Source organism: Allobosea sp. GW821-FHT03A12, assembly GCF_058986765.1.
In genome coordinates, this window is the sequence record NZ_JBYSVZ010000003.1 from 889509 (window position 1) to 908933 (window position 19425).

Annotated in this window: 14 protein-coding genes; 9 read left to right on the forward strand and 5 right to left on the reverse strand. The window is 67.9% G+C overall.

Going from position 1 to position 19425, the window contains the following annotated elements:
- Window positions 1–29: 29 nt before the first annotated feature.
- Entirely contained in the window at window positions 30–1490 is a 1461-nt protein-coding gene (locus AC3WLC_RS11745; RefSeq protein WP_493684100.1) for a GGDEF domain-containing protein, read from the reverse strand.
- A gap of 200 nt (window positions 1491–1690) precedes the next feature.
- Between AC3WLC_RS11745 and AC3WLC_RS11750 the strand changes: the two genes are divergently transcribed.
- Window positions 1691–3136 carry an aldehyde dehydrogenase family protein gene (locus tag AC3WLC_RS11750; RefSeq protein WP_493684101.1) on the forward strand — a complete coding sequence of 482 codons (1446 nt, stop codon included), beginning with the start codon at window positions 1691–1693 and terminating at the stop codon, window positions 3134–3136.
- A gap of 72 nt (window positions 3137–3208) precedes the next feature.
- Here the strand turns inward: AC3WLC_RS11750 and AC3WLC_RS11755 are convergent, their stop codons facing one another.
- Genes AC3WLC_RS11755 through AC3WLC_RS11770 form a run of 4 tightly spaced genes read right to left on the reverse strand, consistent with a single transcriptional unit; the run spans window position 3209 to window position 10719 of the window.
- On the reverse strand, window positions 3209–3916 hold the full coding sequence (locus AC3WLC_RS11755; protein ID WP_493684102.1) for an HAD family hydrolase: 708 nt from the start codon (window positions 3914–3916) through the stop codon (window positions 3209–3211).
- Complete coding sequence (locus AC3WLC_RS11760) at window positions 3913–4794, reverse strand: transglutaminase family protein (protein WP_493684103.1); 882 nt, start codon at window positions 4792–4794, stop codon at window positions 3913–3915. Before AC3WLC_RS11760 ends, AC3WLC_RS11755 begins: the two co-directional genes overlap by 4 nt.
- A gap of 10 nt (window positions 4795–4804) precedes the next feature.
- On the reverse strand, window positions 4805–7327 hold the full coding sequence (locus tag AC3WLC_RS11765) for a circularly permuted type 2 ATP-grasp protein (protein ID WP_493684104.1): 2523 nt from the start codon (window positions 7325–7327) through the stop codon (window positions 4805–4807).
- An 8-nt stretch (window positions 7328–7335) separates the two neighbouring features.
- Window positions 7336–10719 (reverse strand): transglutaminase family protein, encoded by a 3384-nt coding sequence (locus AC3WLC_RS11770; RefSeq protein ID WP_493684105.1) that lies wholly within the window; start codon window positions 10717–10719, stop codon window positions 7336–7338.
- 240 nt (window positions 10720–10959) lie between these two features.
- Between AC3WLC_RS11770 and AC3WLC_RS11775 the strand changes: the two genes are divergently transcribed.
- The 8 genes from AC3WLC_RS11775 to eda all read left to right on the forward strand — a co-directional run bounded on the left by AC3WLC_RS11775 (window position 10960) and on the right by eda (window position 19406).
- Window positions 10960–12561: an ABC transporter substrate-binding protein gene (locus AC3WLC_RS11775; protein ID WP_493684106.1), complete on the forward strand. Its 1602-nt coding sequence runs from the start codon at window positions 10960–10962 to the stop codon at window positions 12559–12561.
- Window positions 12562–12676: 115 nt separating this feature from the next.
- Window positions 12677–13744 carry an ABC transporter permease gene (locus tag AC3WLC_RS11780; protein WP_493684107.1) on the forward strand — a complete coding sequence of 356 codons (1068 nt, stop codon included), beginning with the start codon at window positions 12677–12679 and terminating at the stop codon, window positions 13742–13744.
- A gap of 11 nt (window positions 13745–13755) precedes the next feature.
- Window positions 13756–14667 (forward strand): nickel transporter permease, encoded by a 912-nt coding sequence (gene nikC / locus AC3WLC_RS11785; RefSeq protein WP_493684108.1) that lies wholly within the window; start codon window positions 13756–13758, stop codon window positions 14665–14667.
- A gap of 5 nt (window positions 14668–14672) precedes the next feature.
- A complete protein-coding gene (locus AC3WLC_RS11790) occupies window positions 14673–15512 on the forward strand; it encodes an ABC transporter ATP-binding protein (protein ID WP_493684109.1) in 840 nt (279 codons plus the stop codon).
- Window positions 15509–16264, forward strand: coding sequence for an ABC transporter ATP-binding protein (locus tag AC3WLC_RS11795; RefSeq protein WP_493684110.1), 756 nt, complete (start codon window positions 15509–15511; stop codon window positions 16262–16264). The genes AC3WLC_RS11790 and AC3WLC_RS11795 overlap by 4 nt, the downstream gene beginning before the upstream one ends.
- A gap of 279 nt (window positions 16265–16543) precedes the next feature.
- A complete protein-coding gene (gene zwf / locus AC3WLC_RS11800) occupies window positions 16544–18052 on the forward strand; it encodes a glucose-6-phosphate dehydrogenase (protein WP_493684111.1) in 1509 nt (502 codons plus the stop codon).
- The gene (gene pgl / locus AC3WLC_RS11805) at window positions 18049–18738 is read left to right on the forward strand and encodes a 6-phosphogluconolactonase (RefSeq protein ID WP_493684112.1); all 690 of its coding nucleotides are present in this window, start codon (window positions 18049–18051) and stop codon (window positions 18736–18738) included. Before zwf ends, pgl begins: the two co-directional genes overlap by 4 nt.
- Window positions 18739–18764: 26 nt before the next feature.
- Window positions 18765–19406, forward strand: a complete 642-nt coding sequence (gene eda / locus AC3WLC_RS11810) for a bifunctional 4-hydroxy-2-oxoglutarate aldolase/2-dehydro-3-deoxy-phosphogluconate aldolase (protein WP_493684113.1) — start codon at window positions 18765–18767, stop codon at window positions 19404–19406.
- The last annotated feature ends 19 nt before the right edge of the window (window positions 19407–19425 follow it).

Below are 19425 nucleotides of genomic sequence, written 5' to 3' on the forward strand. Positions count from 1 at the left end.
CAAGCGCTGCGCCGGCGCCGACGTCGCCCTCACGCCGCCTGGAGCGACTCCTCGATGACGCGGTCGCGGCCGGCCCGCTTGGCCCGGTAGAGCGCGTCGTCGGCCTGCTTCAGCAAGTGCTGCATGGAACTGCCGGGGCCGGCGATCCCCCAGACGAGGCCGATGCTGACCGTCAGCACCAGCGGCTCCCGTCCCCCGACGGGGACGCGCAGCCGGGCGCAGCCTTCTCGCAGCCGCTCCGCCAGAGCGAGCGCTGCCGGTTGCGTCAGGCCGGAGGCCAGGATGGCGAACTCCTCGCCGCCGATCCGGCCGAAGAGGTCGTCTCGTCGCAGCAGCTCCGAGATCCGCTCGCTCAGGGTCACCAGCACCTCGTCCCCGATCGCATGGCCGTACTCGTCATTGATCAGCTTGAAGCGGTCGACATCGAGCATCAGCAGCGCCACTGGCCGGCTCTCGGCTAGGTTCTGCGTCAGCGCAACCTCGCTGCGCGCAAGGAAGGCGCGGCGCGACAGCGTCCGGGTCAGGAGATCCTGGTTGGCGGCGAGATCGAGCTCGCGCAGCAGGCGCGAGCGGGCGGCATTGATCCCCGCCACCATGATGGGCCCGAGCGAGAACAGTGCGACGCCGAAGCGATGCGAGGTGAGGGCGGCGGCATATTCGGTGGTACCCGGCGTCAGCGCGGACAGCAGCACGGTGCTCTGCCAGAGGCCGAGCCCGAAGGTCAGCAGCGCAGTCGGGAAGATGCCGTAGCTCAGTGCGCACCAGAGGATCGCCGGAACCGGGATCGCGATCGCGCTCGTGCCGCCGAATGCGGTCGCGACGAGGATCGAGGCGAGCAGGGTGACACCCGGAAGGGCTGTCCTTGGCCGCCATGTGCTCGGCGCGGCGTGCGCGGCCAGCCGTTTCGCCAGCTCGGCAAGCGGCGGAGCCGTCAGGGCCATCGGCAGGACCACGAGATTGCTGGAAAACTCGCTGGTCAGGAAGAATTCGAAGGCCTGCATCGGTGACTGGCCGAAATAGACGACGAGGCAGCCACCGCCGACAGTGGCGGCCGCGGCGGCGGCGGCGAAGGCGATCAGCAGCAGGAACAGCAGCGATTGCGGGCGTTCGAGCCGGCGATCCGGGCCTGCGACACGCTGGAACAGCAGATACCCGACGCTGGCGGTGGTCAGGTTGCCCGCCGTCAACCAGAGCGTGATGCCGATGCCGCCGCCCATCGCAAAGTCGGCGGCGAGATATCCGGCTGCCGCGCCCGCCCAGCCGAGCGGTCCGGCCCAGCCGGGATTGCGCACCATGACGCCCATCAGCAAGGCATTGGCCGGCCAGAAGGTCGAGAGGAAGCCGAGCGGCCGGGTGAGATGGCCGAACAGCGCGGCGGCGAAGACGATGCTCGCGACCAGTATCGCTGCACGCCAGGGAAGCAGGCGAGATGGCGCTGCTTGCTCCTGGTTGTGAGCGGGCCGGGGAAGAAGGGCACGAGCAAGCTTCATTGCCGTCGCAGCAAAGCAGACAAAGGTGAAGGCAAGCTGAAATGGCGGCCATAAACTGCGGTGAACAACTAGCTTTCGGCCCTGCCGCATGCACGCACGGCGGGGCGCGCATCGCCATTCATCGGGCCATCTTGCATGGCCTTGCCGACATAAAACGGTTAAGACCGGCTCCTCATTTCGGTTAAGCACGAGGCCTTGCGATGAATGCTCCCTTCAAGAACCTGATCGCTGGCGAATGGGCCGGCTCGCAGAACGCCTCGCGCAACATCAACCCCTCCAACACCAACGACGTCGTCGGCGAGTATTCGCAAGGCTCGGTCGAGGACCTGAACAACGCCGTCGCCGCTGCCAAGGCTGCCTTCCCGGCCTGGAGCCGCACCACCCCGCAGGAACGCTACGAGGTCCTGAAGAAGGCCTCCGACGAGATCCTCGCCCGCAAGGACGAGCTCGGCCGCCTGCTCTCGCGTGAGGAGGGCAAGACCCTGCCGGAAGGCATCGGCGAGGCGACCCGCGCCGGCCAGATCTTTGCCTTCTTCGCCGGCGAGTGCCTGCGTCTGAACGGCGAGAGCATCCCCTCCGTGCGCCCTGGCGTCGGCGTCGAGGTCACCCGCGAGCCGGTCGGCATCGTCGGCATGATCACGCCCTGGAACTTCCCGATCGCGATCCCGGCCTGGAAGATCGCTCCGGCGCTCGCCTACGGCAACTGCGTCGTGATCAAGCCGGCCGATCTCGTCCCCGGCTCGGCCTGGGCGCTGGTCGACATCATCCAGCGCGCCGGCCTGCCCAAGGGCGTGCTCAACCTGGTGATGGGCCGCGGCTCGGTCGTCGGCCAGGCGCTGCTCGAGCACAAGGACGTGCACGCGATCAGCTTCACCGGTTCGGTCTCGACCGGCCGCAAGGTCGCGGCCGCCTGCATCGCCGGCAACCCGATGAAGAAGGTCCAGCTCGAAATGGGCGGCAAGAACCCGCTCGTCGTGCTCGATGATGCGGATCTCAAGGTTGCGGTCGAGGCTGCAGTCCAGGGCGCCTTCTTCTCGACCGGCCAGCGCTGCACGGCCTCCTCGCGCCTGATCGTCCAGGCCGGCATCCACGACCGCTTCGTCGAGGCCTGCATCGAGCGGCTGAAGGGCGTCACCGTCGACGACGCGTTGAAGGCCGGCACCACGATCGGCCCGGTGGTCGACCAGAGCCAGCTCGACCAGAACCTGAAATATATCCAGATCGCCCGCGACGAAGGTGGCAAGCTCGCCTTCGGCGGCGAGCTGCTCAACCGCGAGAACCCCGGCTTCTACCTGCAGCCGGCGTTGTTCACCGAGACGACCAACGCCATGCGCATTTCGCGCGAGGAGGTCTTCGGCCCGGTCGCCAACGTCGTCCGCGTCAAGGACTACGAGGAGGCGCTCGCCATCGCCAACGACACCGAGTTCGGCCTGTCCTCGGGCATCTGCACGACCTCGCTGAAGCATGCGACGCACTTCAAGCGCAATGCCGAGGCCGGCATGGTGATGGTCAACCTCGCCACCGCGGGCGTCGACTACCATGTGCCGTTCGGCGGCCGGAAGGGCTCCAGCTACGGCCCGCGCGAGCAGGGCGCCTATGCCCGCGAGTTCTACACCACGGTGAAGACCTCCTACACGCTCGCCTGAGCTGGGACGTCATCCGGGAGTATCGGGCCGCGCCGCAAGCGCGGCCCTTTTCTTATCAGCTTGGGTATCGGTTCAATCGAACAGCGCCTGCTCCAGCCCGGCGATGCTCGGCAGCAGCAGATGGCTGAGCGGGCGCAGCGTCTCGGCGCTGCCGGCCCCGGTCAGGACTGCGACCCGCAGGCCTGCCCCGGCCGCAGCAGCCATGTGCATGTCGTGGCTGGAATCGCCGACGACGGCGACCGCATCCGTCGGCAGGCCGGTCGCAGCACAGAAGCCGTCGACCATGCCGCGTCCCGGCTTGGCGCCATGGCCGGAATCATAGCCGCACTGGAAAGCCAGATGCGGTTCGAGGCCGAAGCGCTCGGCGGTGGCGGCCACGGCTGCTTCGCTGTCGCTGGAGGCGATGCCGAGGGCGAGCCCGCGGCCGTTCAGGCTCGCGAACAGGGCGGAAAGATCGCAGACCGGCACGGCTGCGACGACTGCCGACCGAAAGAGCGTATCGAGCCGCTCGGTCAGCTCCGCCATGACGAACGGAGCGCCGGCCTCCACCCAGGCCTGCGCCACATCCTCGGTATTGCCCGAGGCGAGCAGCCCGTCGGAGGTGGCATAGCCGGTCGCGGGATCGACGCCGGCGACCGTCAGCAGCCGCGCCGCCAGCTCGGCGTCGCCCCGGGCTGCGAGCCGGCCGGCGCCGAGATTGGTCGGCGCCCAGCTCGCCTGATAGTCGATCAGCGTGCCGTCCTTGTCGAACAGGATGCCGCTTATGGCTGGTCTGGTCATGAGACTACCGGGATGACGTCGACCTTGACGTCGAGCTTCTGGTTGCCGGGCCCGACCAGCACGCCGTCGAGCGGCGAGACGTCGGCATAGTCGCGCCCTGTCGCGGTGACGATATGATCGTCGGCGACGACGAGGTCGTTGGTCGGGTCTAGCCCGATCCAGCCGGTCTCCGGCCCGCACCAGAGCATGATCCAGGCATGGGTCGCATCGGCGCCTTCGAGCCGTGGCTGCCCCGCCGGCGGGATGGTGCGCAGATAACCGCTGACATAGGCGGCCGGCAGGCCAAGGCCCCTCAAGCCCGCGATCATGATGTGGGCGAAGTCCTGGCAGACGCCGTGGCGCGCGGCGAAAGCCTCGCGGATGGGCGTCGAGACCTCGGTCGCCTCGGGGTCGTAGACGAACTCCTTGCGGATGCGTGCCATGAGCTCGCTCGCCGCCTCGAACACCGGCCGCTTTGTCGCAAAGCTCCTGCGGGCGTATCCGGTGATCTCCGAGACAGTCGGTGCGAGGCGGCTGGGATAGAGATACTGGGCCGGGGAGTCCGCTGCGAGGCTCTGCGCCTGCAGCGCGAGCTCGGCGACCTCCTCCCAGCCGCGCGTCAGGGCCGGGAAGGGCGCTGCCGCTCGCGCCACCTCGACCCGCGAGGTCATCTCGATCCTGAGTTCGCGGTGCGGCTTGGCGATTGTCAGCGTCGTCGTGCGATTGCCGAAGAAGCAGATCCCGTCGCGCCGTTCGGCGCCGCGCGGCGTCACCGCAAGCTGGCTGGTCAGGACGCGCTGGCCGACCCCGTCGCGCGGCAGCACGCGCAGGATGCAGCGGGCGAACGGCACCGGCCGGCTATAGCTGTAAGCCGTGAGATGGCGAATATCGTAGATCACACGGTGTTCCTTACGCCAGACGCGTCATCCGCGACCGTTCCGGTTTGGCGTTCTGCAGGAAATAGCGCTCGGCCACCGCGTTGGAGAGACCCATCAGCAATTGCTCGAAATAGAGGATGCCGGTGCGGTCGAGGCGGCTGGCTTCCGCGGTGCGGCATTCGGCGGCGAGCTTGAGCGCGAGCCGGCGCGGCTCCTCCAGCATGCCGTCGTCGTTGAGGCTCGGCAGTGCTGCGATCTCGGCATCGAGCTGCTCGATCTGGAAAGCCACGGAGCGCGGGTTATAGGGGTCGAGCATGACGAGATCGAGAACCGGCTGCAGAGCCGCGCCGAGCATGTAGCGCGAGCGATAGGTGATCTGCGAGTCCGTCAGGTCGAGCAGCGCATCGAGGCTGTTGCCCGGCGCGTCGTTCTCGACGAAATGGCGGGCGAAGCGGCAGGTGGTGACGCCGCGCTCGACCCGCCGGCCGATGTCGAGGAAGCGCCAGCCGGCGCCGCGCACCATGTTCTCCTGCGACAGGCCCGAGAAGGCGGCGAGCGACTTCAATCCGGTGTCGGCGATCTCGAAGGCCTCGCCCTCGCTGGTCGGCTTGCCGGGATCGGCGAGCTGACGCTGCAGGTCGCCGAATAGGCGCCAGGCATCGACCGAAAGCCGCTCGCGGATGACCGAGGCGGTACGCCTGGCTTCGCGCACGGAGGCTGCGGCCGAACCGTACTGGTCGAGATCGTGCAGGGCAGAGCGCGCCTGCGCTGCGACGGAGCGTGCCTTGGTCGCCGTGGGCGCCGCGCCCCAGGCGACGAGCAGGTTGGCGAGCCGCTTGATGGTCTCGGCATGGCCCGGCGCCTGGTCGTCGGCATTGATCAGGCGCCCGAGCAAAGCGCGCACCAGCCTGAGCGTCGCCTCGCTGCGCTCCAGATAGCGCCCGAGCCAGAACAGGTTGTCGGCGGCGCGGCTCGGCAGGATGCCGACGATGCGGCGGATCGCGATCCGGTCCGGGCTCGGCAGCAGCGTCACCTGCTCGACCGGCTGGTCGGACGTGATCCAGACGTCGCTGGAACGCACGCCCGAGCGCATCGTCACGGCGCGCGCATCGCATTCCTCGGAGATGCGGCAGAAGCCGCCGGGCATCACCTGCCAGCCATCGGGCGTCGCCGCCGCGAAGACGCGCAGCGTCATCGGCCGCGGCTCCAGCCGCCCACCCTGCATCACCGGCATGGTCGAGAGGCTGACCACCTCCTGGCCGACATAGTCGAGCCCGCGCTCGGCGATGCGGGCGCGCAAAGCCTCGCGCTCGGGCTTGCCGAGATCGGCGACCAGCACGGTGCCGCCGTCGAGCCCGTCGCCGGGCGCGCGGAACGCGGCGGAGACGCTCATCTCGTCGAGCCGGTCGAGCACGATGCCGCGCTCGCGCGGCTGGCCGCACCACCAGGTCGCGATGTTCGGCAGGATCAAATCCTCGCCCAGAACATCCCGTGCCAGCCGCGGCATGAAGCCCATCAGCGCCCGCGCCTCGACCACGCCGGAGCCGAGCCCGTTGGCGACGACAACGTTCTCGGCCCGCACCGCCTCGACCAGGCCGGGCACGCCCAGTGCCGAGGCGGCGTTGAGCTCGAGCGGGTCGGCGAAATCGCCGTCGATGCGCCGCCAGATGATGTCGGCACGCTTGAAGCCGGCGATGGTGCGCACATGCACCAGTCCGTCGCGCATCACGAGATCACCGCCCTCGACCAGAAGGAAGCCGAGATAGCGGGCGAGATAGGCCTGCTCGAAATAGCTCTCGTGCATCTGGCCCGGCGTCAGCAGGCAGATGCGCGGCTCGACCCGCCGGGCGCGTGAGACGAGGCCGGCGCGGAAGCCCTGGAAGAAGCCGGCGAGCCGCTCGACATTCATCGTCCGGAACAGATCCGGGAAAGCGCGGCCGAGAGCGAGCCGGTTCTCCAGCGCATAGCCCGCGCCGGACGGCGCCTGGGTGCGGTCGTTCAGCACCCACCAGCGCCCGTCCGGTCCGCGGCCGAGATCGGCGGCGTAGATCTGGAGCTGGCCGGCGCCGGCCGTGCCCTGTACCGGCCTGAGATAGTCGGGGCTGCCGGTGATGGCGGCCGCCGGCAATGCGCCCTCGGCGATCAGCTTGCCGGGCCCGTAGATGTCGCCGAGCACCGCGTCGAGCAGTTGCGCGCGCTGGGCGACGCCGGCGGCGATCGCCTGCCATTCCTTGCCGGTGAGCACGAGCGGGGCATGGTTCAGCGGCCAGGAGCGCTCGCCGGCGAGCGGGTCGCTCTCGTCGAGATCGCCATGGACGCGGTAGGAGACGCCGGTGTCACGGACATGCCGGTCGGCGAGGCCGAAGCGGCGCTGCAATTCGTCGGCCGAGAGTGCCGACCATTCCGCCAGGAACGGCTCCCAATGCGGCCGGATCGAGCCATCCGGCGCCATCAGCTCGTCATAGGCGCCGGGCAGCGGCCGATAGCCTGCGAGCAGGGCGTTGCGGCGCTCATTGCGCGTCCGCGTCGAACTCGATCGGCGCTGCAGAGCCATCCTTGACCTCAAACCCCCAGCGGGCGGCGCAGGTCGAGGGTCATCGGGAACTCCGGACTACGCTCTTCTGCGGGAATCGCCAGCGCCCCGGGACTATGGCCGATCGCCTCGAAGCGGGCCAGCCTCCGCGCCTCCGCCTCGTAGGAATTCACAGGCGGTGTCTCGTAATTGCGACCGCCGGGATGGGCGACATGGTAGACGCAACCGCTGAGCGAGCGGCCGGCCCATGTGTCGACGATGTCGAAGGTCAGCGGCGCATGCACCGGAATCGTCGGATGCAGGCCCGAGGCCGGCTGCCAGGCCTTGAAGCGCAGCCCGGCGATGCTGGTTCCGGCGGCGATCTCGGTCATCGGCAGCGCCCGGCCATTGCAGGTGATGATGTGCCGGCCCGGCGTCAACCCGCTCGCCTTGACCTGCAGGCGCTCGACCGAGGAATCGACATAGCGCACCGTGCCGCCGATCGCGCCTTCCTCGCCCATGACGTGCCAGGGCTCCAGCGCCTGTCGCAATTCCAGCTCGACGCCGCCCTGGTTGACCCTGCCGAAGAAGGGGAAGCGGAATTCGTGCTGCGCCGCGAACCAGGCCGGATCGAAGCGGTAGCCGGCCCGCTCCAGATCGGCGAGCACGTCGCGGAAATCCTGCCAGACGATCTCGGGCAGCATGAAGCGGTCATGCAGGCTGGTGCCCCAGCGCACGAGCTTGCCGGCCTGCGGCTCGCGCCAGAACCAGGCGATCAGCGCCCGGATCAGCAGCTGCTGCGCCAGCGACATCCGCGCATCCGGCGGCATCTCGAAGGAGCGGAACTCGATCAGCCCGAGCCGGCCGGTCGGCCCATCCGGCGAATAGAGCTTGTCGATGCAGATCTCTGTACGGTGGGTGTTGCCGGAGACGTCGATCAGGAGGTTGCGGTAGAGCCGGTCGACCAGCCAGAGCGGAATCGCCGGATCATGCGGACCGGGCGTCTGCGCCAGCGCGATCTCGAGCTCGTAGAGCTGGTCATGCCGGGCCTCGTCGATGCGCGGTGCCTGGCTGGTCGGGCCGATGAACAGGCCGGAGAACAGATAGGAAAGGGACGGGTGGCGCTGCCAGTAGAGCACGATGCTCTTGAGCAGGTCCGGCCGGCGCAGAAACGGGCTGTCGGCCGGCGTCACGCCGCCGAGCACGACATGGTTGCCGCCGCCGGTGCCGGTGTGGCGGCCGTCGACCATGAATTTCTCGGCGCAGAGCCGCGATTGCCTGGCTTCTTCATAGACGCCACGGGTGATCGAAACCGCTTCCGCCCAGCTCTTCGCCGGATGGATGTTGACCTCGATCACGCCGGGGTCGGGCGTGACCTTGATGACGCTGAGGCGCGGGTCATGCGGCGGCGCATAGCCCTCGATATGGACGGGCTGGCCGGTCTCTTCCGCCGTCGCCTCGATGCTGGCGATCAGGTCGAGATAATCCTCCAGCCGCTCGACCGGCGGCAGGAAGACGCAGAGCACGCCGTCGCGCACCTCGATGCTGAGCGCGGTCCGCACCGCTTCGGCGCCGAGCTCCTGCTCGACGATGTCCTGACGCGGGGGGTGCTGCTCGCTGCTCCCGGCCGGCCGCGCCATCTGGACTGGGCCGTCGAAGCCTGGCGGGGGATCGGCGGCGCGGGGTGCGCCGGGTGAACTGGCCGTGGCAGGCGGCAGCGGTCCACGCGGCTCCAGCGGGTCCTGCGGGTGGATATGCGGATAGGATTTCGCCGGGACATGCGGCAGCGATCCGAGCGGCAGCCGGAAGCCGACCGGTGAATCGCCCGGCACCAGGAAGAGCTTGCCGCGCCGGAGCTTCCATTTCTCCGAGCGCCAGCGCCGGTCGTTCGCCGCCGCCTGCCAGCGCTGCACCGGGATGACGTAGCCGCTCGGCTTGCCGAGCCCGCGCTCGAAGACGCGCACCATGCGGGCGCGCTCCTCCGGATCGGACAGCTTCGGGTCGAGCGGGTCGACATTCTCCGGGAGCTGACCTTCTTTCACCAGCCAGTGCCCGGTGTCCTCATAGGCGGGCAGTACATAGTCGGCACCGAGGCCGAGCCGCTCGGAGAGACCCGCGGCGAGCGTCTCGACCGCGGCCGAGGTCGGTACAACCTCGTGCTCGCGGTCGCCGCCCGTCCTGGCGCCCGGCTCGCGCGCGATCAGCGCTGCATTGCGCCAGATCGGCTCGCCGTCCTGCCGCCAGTAGAGCGCGAAGGCCCAGCGCGGCAGGCTCTCGCCCGGATACCATTTGCCCTGGCCGTAATGCAGCATCCCGCCCGGGGCGAAACGCTCGCGCAGCCGCCGGATCAGCACGTCGGCGCGCTCGCGCTTGGTTGGCCCGACTGCGGCGGTGTTCCATTCCTCGCCGGTCTGGTCGTCGATCGAGACGAAGGTCGGCTCGCCGCCCATGGTCAGCCGGACATCCTGTGCCTGGAGATCGGCCTCGACCTTCTCGCCGAGCGCGTCGAGCTCGGTCCAGGAGTCGTCCGAGAAGGGCAGGGTGATGCGCGGCACCTCATGGACGCGCGTCACGCTCATGTCGAAGGTGAACTGTGTCTCGGCATAGCTCGCCAGACCGCTGACCGGCGCGGCCGAGCGGTAATGCGGCGTCGCCGCCAGCGGCAGATGGCCCTCGCCGGTGAGCAGGCCGGAGGTCGGGTCGAGCCCGATCCAGCCGGCGCCGGGGATATAGACCTCGGCCCAGGCGTGCAGGTCGGTGAAGTCCTTGTCGGTGCCGCGCGGGCCTTCGAGCGGATCGATGTCCGCTTTCATCTGGATCAGGTAGCCGGAGACGAAGCGGGCGGCGAGGCCGAGATGGCGCAGGATCTGGACGAGCAGCCAGGAGCTGTCGCGGCAGGAACCGGATTGGATCGCCAGCGTCTGCTCGGGCTCCTGCACGCCCGGCTCCATACGGATGCCATAGGCGATCATCTGCTGCAGGCGGGCGTTGAGATCGACGATGAAATTGACCGTATTGGTCTTCTCGCGCGGGATGGTCGCCAGCAGCCCGGCGAGCAGCGGCCCGGCCTCCTCCTTGACCAGATAGGGCGCGAGCTCGTCGCGCAGTTCCTCGGGATAGGCGAAGGGGAATTCCTCGGCCTCGGCGGCGACGAAGAAGTCGAACGGGTTGATGATCGAAAGCTCGGTGACGAGATCGACCTCGATGCGGAACTCGGTCACCGGCTCCGGAAAGACATAGCGCGCCAGCCAGTTGCCGTTCGGATCCTGCTGCCAGTTCACGAAATGCTCTGCCGGCGAGACCTTGAGCGAATAGCTCTTCACCGCCGAGCGGGAATGCGGCGCCGGGCGCAGCCGGATGATCTGCGGGCCGAGCGTGACCGGGCGGTCGTAGCGGTAATGGGTGAGGTGGTGCAGTGCGGCGATGATGGCCAAGAGCGGGGACCCTGTTTTTGCCACGGGCCGGGCTGGCCGCTACCGTTACGATAGCGGCAGGGACCAGCGGGGCAAGCCCGTTCCTGCGCAGGAATGCGCCGCCAATTCAGGCCGTTGCGCAACAAGCGTGCATGCTGTGCGCCATTCCTCGAACTCCGCTCCGCCCCGGCTGGACATCGGCCATGATCTGGCCACAGAGTGCGCGCCAACGGGCGCCCGGGAGTGCCCGCAGACCACACAATGGGGATTTCCATGCGTCATGTAGCGAAACTGATGGCGGCTTCGGCCTTTGCCGCGCTGATGGCGAGCGCCGCCCTGGCCCAGACGCCCAAAGACACCATCGTCATGGCCAAGCAGATCGACGACATCATCACGCTCGATCCGGCCGAGGCCTTCGAGTTCTCCGGCGTCGAGGTCGTCACCAATCTCTATGACAAGCTGATCGGCGTCGATCTCAAGAACAACAATGCGCTGGTCGGCGAGCTCGCCGAGAGCTGGACCGTCAGCCCCGACAACCTGACCTACACCTTCAAGCTCCGGCCGGGTGTCAAGTTCCACTCCGGCAGTCCGCTCACCGCCGCTGACGTGGTCTATTCCTTCCAGCGCGCGGTCACGCTGAACAAGTCGCCGGGCTTCATCCTCACCCAGTTCGGCCTGAACAAGGACACCGTGCTCGACAAGGTCAAGGCGGCCGACGACAACACCCTCGTCATCACCGTCTCCAAGCCGTTCGCGCCGAGCTTCTTCTTGAACTGCCTGACCTCGGGTGTCGCCTCGATCGTCGATTCCAAGCTGGTCAAGGCCAATGAGAAGGATGGCGACTGGGGCAATGGCTGGCTGAAGCTCGCCTCGGCAGGCTCCGGCGCCTACAAGGTCCGCGCCTATCGCCCGAACGAGCAATATGCACTCGACGCCAATGAGGGCTGGTACAAGGGCGCGCCGAAGACCAAGCGCATCATCGTCCGCCATGTCGCGGAGCCGGCCTCGCAGCGCCTGCTGCTGGAGAAGGGCGACATCGACATCGCCCGCAACCTCTCCAAGGACCAGCTTGCCGCGGTCAAGAGCAATGCCAACGTCAACATCATCCAGGGCGACAAGGGTTACATCCTCTATCTCGGCCTGAACCAGAAGAACCCGAACCTCGCCAAGCCCGAGGTCCGCGAAGCGCTGAAATGGCTGGTCGACTACGACGCGATCGAGAAGAACATCGTCGAAGGCACCTATAAGGGCCACGAGGCCTTCCTGCCCAAGGGCTTCCTCGGCGCCATCGACGACAAGCCCTACAAGCTCGACATCGCCAAGGCCAAGGAGCTGCTCGCCAAGGCCGGCCTGCCGAACGGCTTCACCGTCACCATCGACACCCGCTCGGTCAATCCGATCACCGATATCGCCCAGGCGATCCAGTCGACCTGGGGCCAGGCCGGCATCAAGCTCGAGATCATCCCCGGCGACGGCAAGCAGACGCTGACCAAGTACCGCGCCCGCACCCACGACATCTATATCGGCCAGTGGGGCCCGGACTATCTCGACCCGCACACCAATGCCGAGACCTTCGCCATCAACGAAGACAATGGCGAAGACGCAAAGTCGAAGACGCTGGCCTGGCGCAATGCCTGGGACATCCCGGACATGACCAAGATCACCCAGGCCAACGTGCTGGAGACCGACGCGACCAAGCGCGCCGCCGTCTATGGCGAGCTCCAGCGCGACCACCAGAAGGTCTCGCCCTTCGTCATCATGTTCCAGCAGATCGAAGTCTCGGCACAGCGCAAGGGCGTCGGCAACTGGGTGATCGGACCGAGCTCCGACACCAATTTCTACGCCCCGATCACCAAGAACTGAGGCACCCGCCAGCGGAACCCGCCGTAGCCCGTCATCAGGCTGCGGCGGGTTCTTGCCATTGGCCCCGGCTTAATCCGGCCGAAGCCCTCCAAGAACAAGAAGGACGGAGCCGACGATGGTCGCCATCAGCGCACCGACGCCACCCGCCCCACCACGCGCCAAGAGCCGCGTGGCCCGCTGGGCCAAGATCCTCGGCCGCGAATTGACCACGGTCGCGATCACCATTTTCGGCCTGCTGCTGGTCACCTTCCTGATCGCGCGCGTCATGCCGATCGACCCGGTGCTCGCGGTGGTCGGCGATCGCGCGCCTGCCGATGTCTATGACAAGGCCCGCCTCGCGCTCGGGCTCGACAAGCCGTACTGGCAGCAATTTGCCACCTATATCGGCAAGGTCTTCACCGGCGATCTCGGCACCTCCGTGCTGACGGCGCAAAAGGTTACCGACGACATCAAGACGGTGTTCCCGGCGACGCTGGAGCTGGCAACGCTCGGCACCTTGATCGGCATGGCGCTCGGCATCCCGCTCGGCATCCTCGCTGCCGTCAATCAGGGCCGCTGGATCGATCAGATCGCCCGCGTCATCGGCCTGATCGGCTATTCGATCCCGGTGTTCTGGCTCGGCCTGATGGGCCTGCTGCTGTTCTATGCCAAGCTCGGCTGGGTCGCAGGGCCGGGGCGCCTCTCGGTCGCCTACCAGGATTTCGTCACGCCGGTGACCGGCCTCGTCATGCTCGATGCCGCCATGCAGGGCGAATGGGAGGCGGTGGTGGATGCCTTCTGGCACCTGATCCTGCCGGCTTCCGTGCTCGGCCTGCTCTCTGTCGCCTATATCAGCCGCATGACCCGCAGCTTCATGATCACCGAGCTGCAGCAGCAATATGTCGTCGCGGCGCGGGTGAAGGGCCTCTCGGAATGGCGCGTCGTCTGTGGCCATGCCCTCGGCAACGCCTTCGTGCCGCTCGTCACCGTGATCGCGCTCTCCTACATGCATCTGCTCGAAGGCTCGGTGCTGACCGAGACGATCTTCGCCTGGCCGGGGCTCGGCCGCTACATCACCAATGCGCTGCTCAACGCCGACATGAACGCGGTGCTCGGCGGCACGCTGGTGGTCGGCGCCGTCTTCATCGCGGTCAACCTGTTCTCCGATATCCTTGGCCGGCTGGCCGATCCGCGGGCGCGCTGAGGAGGATGGCCATGACCGATCAGACCGCCACCTCCGCCACCTGGCATTCCTGGCTGACCACGACCGCGCCGGAATCGCGTCGGCAGGCCAAGCTCGGCCAGCTCTACCGGCAATGGCTTGCCTTCAAGAAGAACCCGGCCGCCGTGGTCGGCCTGGTGATCGTGCTGGCGCTGCTGCTGCTCGCAGCCTTCGCTCCGCTGATCGCGCCGCATGACCCGCTGGCGCAGACGCTCGACCAACGCCTGCTCGCGCCCTCCGCCAAGCACTGGTTCGGCACCGACGCGCTCGGCCGCGACATCTTCAGCCGCGTCGTCTACGGCACCCGCGTCACGCTGGTGATCGTCATGCTCGTGGTCATCACGGTCGGGCCGCTCGGCCTCTTGATCGGCTGCGCCGCCGGCTATTTCGGCGGCTGGGTCGACACCGTGCTGATGCGCGTCACCGACGTCTTCCTCGCCTTCCCGCGCCTCGTGCTGGCGCTCGCCTTCGTCGCGGCGCTGGGGCCGGGCCTGGAGAATGCCGTCATCGCCATCGCCTTCACCGCCTGGCCGCCTTACGCCCGCGTCGCCCGCGCTGAGACGATGATCATCCGCAATGCCGACTACATCTCGGCGATGCGCCTGCAGGGCGCCAGCCAGATGCGGATCGTGCTGAAGCATGTTGTGCCGATGTGCGTGCCCTCGCTGATCGTGCGCACGACCTACGACATGGCCGGCATCATTATCATCGCAGCCGGCCTCGGCTTTCTCGGCCTCGGTGCCCAGCCGCCGATCCCGGAATGGGGTGCGATGATCTCGACCGGCCGCGAGCAAATCTTCGACCAGTGGTGGGTCGCGACCTTCCCCGGCCTTGCCATCTGCATCGTCGCGCTCGGCTTCAACCTGCTCGGCGACGGCCTGCGCGACGTGCTGGATGCGAGGTGAGCGGCATGTCTGATCAAGCTCTGCTGACGCTCGACGACCTGCGCGTCGACTTCCACACCCCGACCGGCATCGTGAATGCGGTGCGCGGCCTCTCGTTCAGCCTTGGCCGCGAGAGGCTTGGCATCGTCGGCGAGTCCGGCTCCGGCAAGTCTATGACCGGCCGCGCCATCCTCGACCTGATCCCGCATCCCGGCGTGGTCACGGCCAAGCGGATGGAGTTCCGGGGCAAGGACCTGACGACGATGGACAAGGCGAGCCGCCGCAAATTGCGCGGCCGCCACATCTCGATGGTGATGCAGGACCCGAAGTTCTCGCTGAACCCGGTCCAGACCGTCGGCGACCAGATCGCCGAGGCCTATCGCGTTCATCACAAGGCGAGTGCGCGCGAGGCCAAGGAACGCAGCCTCTCGATGCTCGAAGCGGTGCAGATCCGCGAGCCCGGCCGCGTCTACGATCTCTACCCGCACGAGGTCTCGGGCGGCATGGGCCAGCGCGTGATGATCGCGATGATGCTCATCGCCGAGCCGGAGATCCTGATCGCCGACGAACCGACCTCGGCGCTCGACGTCACGGTGCAGCTGCAGGTGCTGAAGATCCTCGACGATCTCGTCACCAGCCGCGGCATGGGGCTGATCTTCATCAGCCACGACCTGCATCTGGTGAAGTCGTTCTGTGACCGCGTCATCGTCATGTATGGCGGCAAGGCGATGGAGACGCTGCCGGCGGGCGAGCTCGACCGGGCCCAGCATCCCTATACGCGCGGCCTGCTCGGCTGCCTGCCCGATCTCGACCACCCGCGCGAGAAGCTCGCCACCCTCAACCGCGACCCGGCATGGCTGGCATGAGCACGAATTCAGCGATCAACGTCGACAAACTCAACGTCTCCTTCGGCGACTCGCATGTCGTGAAGGACCTCTCCTTCGCGGTCGAGCCGGGCGAGAGCTACGGCATCGTCGGTGAATCCGGTTCCGGCAAGTCGACCGTGCTGCGCGTTTTGGCTGGTCTCAACCGCGACTGGAACGGCGAGGTCGACATCCTCGGCAAGCGTCAGCCCAAGATCCGCGACAAGGCCTTCTACCGCGCCGTCCAGATGGTCTTCCAGGACCCCTACGGCTCGCTGCACCCGAAGAAGACCGTCGACGACACTTTGGCCGAGCCGCTCGCCATCCACGGCATCCGCGACGCCGAGGAGAAGATCAGCCGCGCCATGCAGGATGTCGGCCTGCCGACCTCCTTCCGCTTCCGCTACCCGCACCAGCTCTCCGGCGGCCAGCGCCAGCGCGTCGCCATCGCCCGCGCTCTCGTGCTGGAGCCGACGATCCTGCTGCTCGACGAGCCGACCTCGGCGCTCGACGTCTCGATCCAGGCCGAGGTGCTGAACCTGCTGCAGGCGCTGCGCCATGAGCGCAAGCTGACCTATATCCTGGTCAGCCACGATCTCGCCGTGGTCGGCCACATGTGCGAGCGCCTGCTGGTCATGCAGTTCGGCCGCGGCGTCGAGGAGATGACGGCGGCGACGCTTTCCGCCCGTGCTCCACAGACGGCCTATGCCCAGCAATTGCTGACGGCGAGCGAGGGGTTTCGAAGGGCGGGCTGAGAAAGGGCGTCATGCTCGGGCTCGACCCGAGCATTTCAGGCCGGAAGAGGCTCTGCCTGGCGCTCCATCGTTATAGGATTCTCGGGTCTGCGCTTTGCTCCGCCTGAGAATGACGGCGCACTGCGCCATCCCGCGCCTAAACCGTTTGGCAAGCTGCGTGCTTGGTCGCATTGTCGTCGCAGGATTCGGTTCGACTGGCGCGCTTTCCGATCGACCGGAACGGATCGATCGACGAGACTTCGCGCCGACCGCGTGTCGGCCGATCAGGAGTATGCCGCCATGGACGCCATCGCTGAACGCCTGCTGAAGCCGGAGGCTGCGCCGGAGCGCACGCCGGTCCCGCCTTTCGATCTGGTGATCTTCGGCGCCGGCGGCGACCTCGCCTTGCGAAAGCTCTTTCCGGCGCTGGCTCAGCGCAACGAGGAAGGCGTGCTGCCGGAAGAGAGCCGCATCATCGGCATCGTCCGCAGGCAGGAGGATGTCGAGGGCATCCCGAACGAGATCGCCAGCAAGCTCGCCGCCGCCGGCCTGTCGCAGGAGCGCATCGCCGCCTTCCGCCGCCGCCTGACCATGGTGCTGCTCGATGCGGTCAAGCCCGAGACCTATGGCGCACTCAAGGAAGCGCTCGGCGACTCCCAGCGCGTACGCTCCTTCTATCTCTCGACGCCGCCGGACCTGTTCATCCCTATCTGCGAGAACCTGGCGAATTCCGGCATCCTGACGCCGACCTCGCGCGTCATCCTGGAAAAGCCGCTCGGGCGCGATCTCGCCTCGGCCCGCGAGATCAACGACGCCGTCGCCCGCATCCTGCCGGAGAGCCGCACCTACCGGATCGATCATTACCTCGGCAAGGAGACCGTGCAGAACCTTCTGGTGCTGCGCTTCGCCAACACGCTGTTCGAGCGTTCCTGGTCGAGCCGCGACATCGACAATGTCCAGATCACCGTGGCCGAGACGGTCGGGCTCGAATCCCGCGCCGGCTATTACGACAAGGCCGGCCATCTGCGCGACATGGTGCAGAACCATGTGCTGCAATTGCTTTGCCTGTTCGCGATCGAGCCGCCGAACCAGCTCGAGGCCGACGCCGTCCGCGACGAGAAGGTCAGGGTGCTGAAGGCGCTGCGGCCGATCGTCGGCCCTGACGTCCAGCGTCACACCGTGCGCGGCCAGTACGGTCCGGGCGCGATCGACGGGCAGCGGGTCAAGGGCTACTCCGAGGAGCTCGGCCATGGCAGCGGCACCGAGACCTTCGTCGCGATCCGCTGCGAGCTCGACACCTGGCGTTGGGCCGGCGTGCCGATCTATCTGCGCACCGGCAAGCGCATGGCGCAGCGCTATTCCGAGATCGCCGTCACCTTCAAGCCGGTGCCGCATTCGATCTTCGGCCGTGCCCCGGGCTGCGAAGAGCTTTACGCCAACCGCCTGGTGATCCGGCTTCAGCCCAATGACGGCGTGCAATTGCAGCTGATGATGAAGGTGCCCGGTTCCGGCAAGCTCAAGGTCGTGCCGCGCCAGCTCGACCTGCGCTACGAGACCGCCTTTGACGTGCGCACCCCCGATGCCTATGAGCGCCTGCTCACCGACGTGATCCGCGGCGACCAGACCCTGTTCATGCGGCGCGACGAGGTCGAGCAGGCCTGGACCTGGGTCGATCCGATCCTCGCCGGCTGGCAGGAATACTATCCCCAGCCCCATCGCTATGCCGCCGGCTCCTGGGGGCCGTCGCAGGCGATCGGGCTGATCGAGCGCGAGGGCCGCTCCTGGGCCGATCCGGAGTTCGGCGAGTGAGTGCGGCCGGCCCGCTGGTCCGCCATCGGTTCGAGACGCTGGCCGACGCTTCCGAGGCGCTGGCCGAGGCAGTCGCCATCCGGCTGCGTGCGCTCGTCGCGGCGCAGGGCAGGGCGCTGATCGCCGTGCCCGGCGGTATCACGCCGGCGCGCTTCCTCGCGGCCCTCGGGGCGCATGAGCTGCCCTGGGAGAGCATCACGCTGATGCCGACCGACGAGCGTTTTGTCGCGCCAGACGACCAGGCTTCCAACGAGCGCATGATCCGCGCGGCCTTCGCGCCGCTGCGGGAAGGGCGGACCCCGTTTGTCTCGTTCCACAATGCCGGCGACGATCTCGCCGCTGCCGCGGCCAGCCTTGACCGCGTGCTCAAGGGCCTGCCGGCGCTCGACATCGTCGTCAGCGGCATGGGCGCGGACGGGCACATCGCCTCGCTTTTCCCCGGTCAGACGGCGGCGCTGTCAACGCCCGCCTCGGTACATGCGCTCGCCGCGACGCCGCGCGATCTGCCGCCCCGACTCTCGCTGTCGCCGGCCCGGTTGCAGGGCGCCGGCCATGTCGCCTTGCTGATCTCGGGGCCGGAGAAGGACGAGGTTCTGGCCTCGGCGGTCGAATTGCCGGCGGCCTTCCCGGTCGGTCTGCTGCTCTCGCGCCCGCAGGGGCTCGACGTCTACTGGGCCAAGGCGTAAGCGAGGCCGCGAAAGGAACTCTGCCGATGTCGATCGCTCCCGAAATTGCCCGCCTCAAGGCCTGCGGCGTCGTCCCTGTCGTCGTCATCGACGAGGCCGAGATCGCCGTGCCGCTGGCGGAGGCGCTGCTCGCCGGCGGCATCGACGTGATCGAGATCACCTTGCGCCGCCCGGCCGCGATGGCGGCGCTCGAAGTCGTCGCCAAGAAGGTGCCCGGCATCCTGCCCGTCGCCGGCACGGTGGTGACGCCGGCCCAGGCCGCCGAGGTCCATAATGCCGGCGCGCTCGCCGTGGTCAGCCCCGGCTTCACCGAAAGCGTCGACGGGGCCATGCGCAAGACCGGCCTGCCCTGGCTGCCGGGCGTCGCTACCGCCTCCGACTGTATGCGCGCCGTCTCGGCAGGCCGCCTGACCTGCAAGTTTTTCCCGGCCGAGCAGGCCGGCGGCGTCGCCGGCCTCAAGGCGCTCTCCGGTCCGTTCCCGCAGATGCAGTTCTGCCCGACCGGCGGCGTCTCGCTCGCCAATCTCGGCAACTACCTCGCCCTGCCGCAGGTGATCTGCGTCGGCGGCTCCTGGCTCGTCCCGGCCGATGCGGTCAAGAACCGCGACTGGGCACAGGTGACGAAGCTGTCGCGGGAAGCGCGCGAAAAGGTCGCGGGACTGCGCTGACCGTCATTGCGAGGAGGCT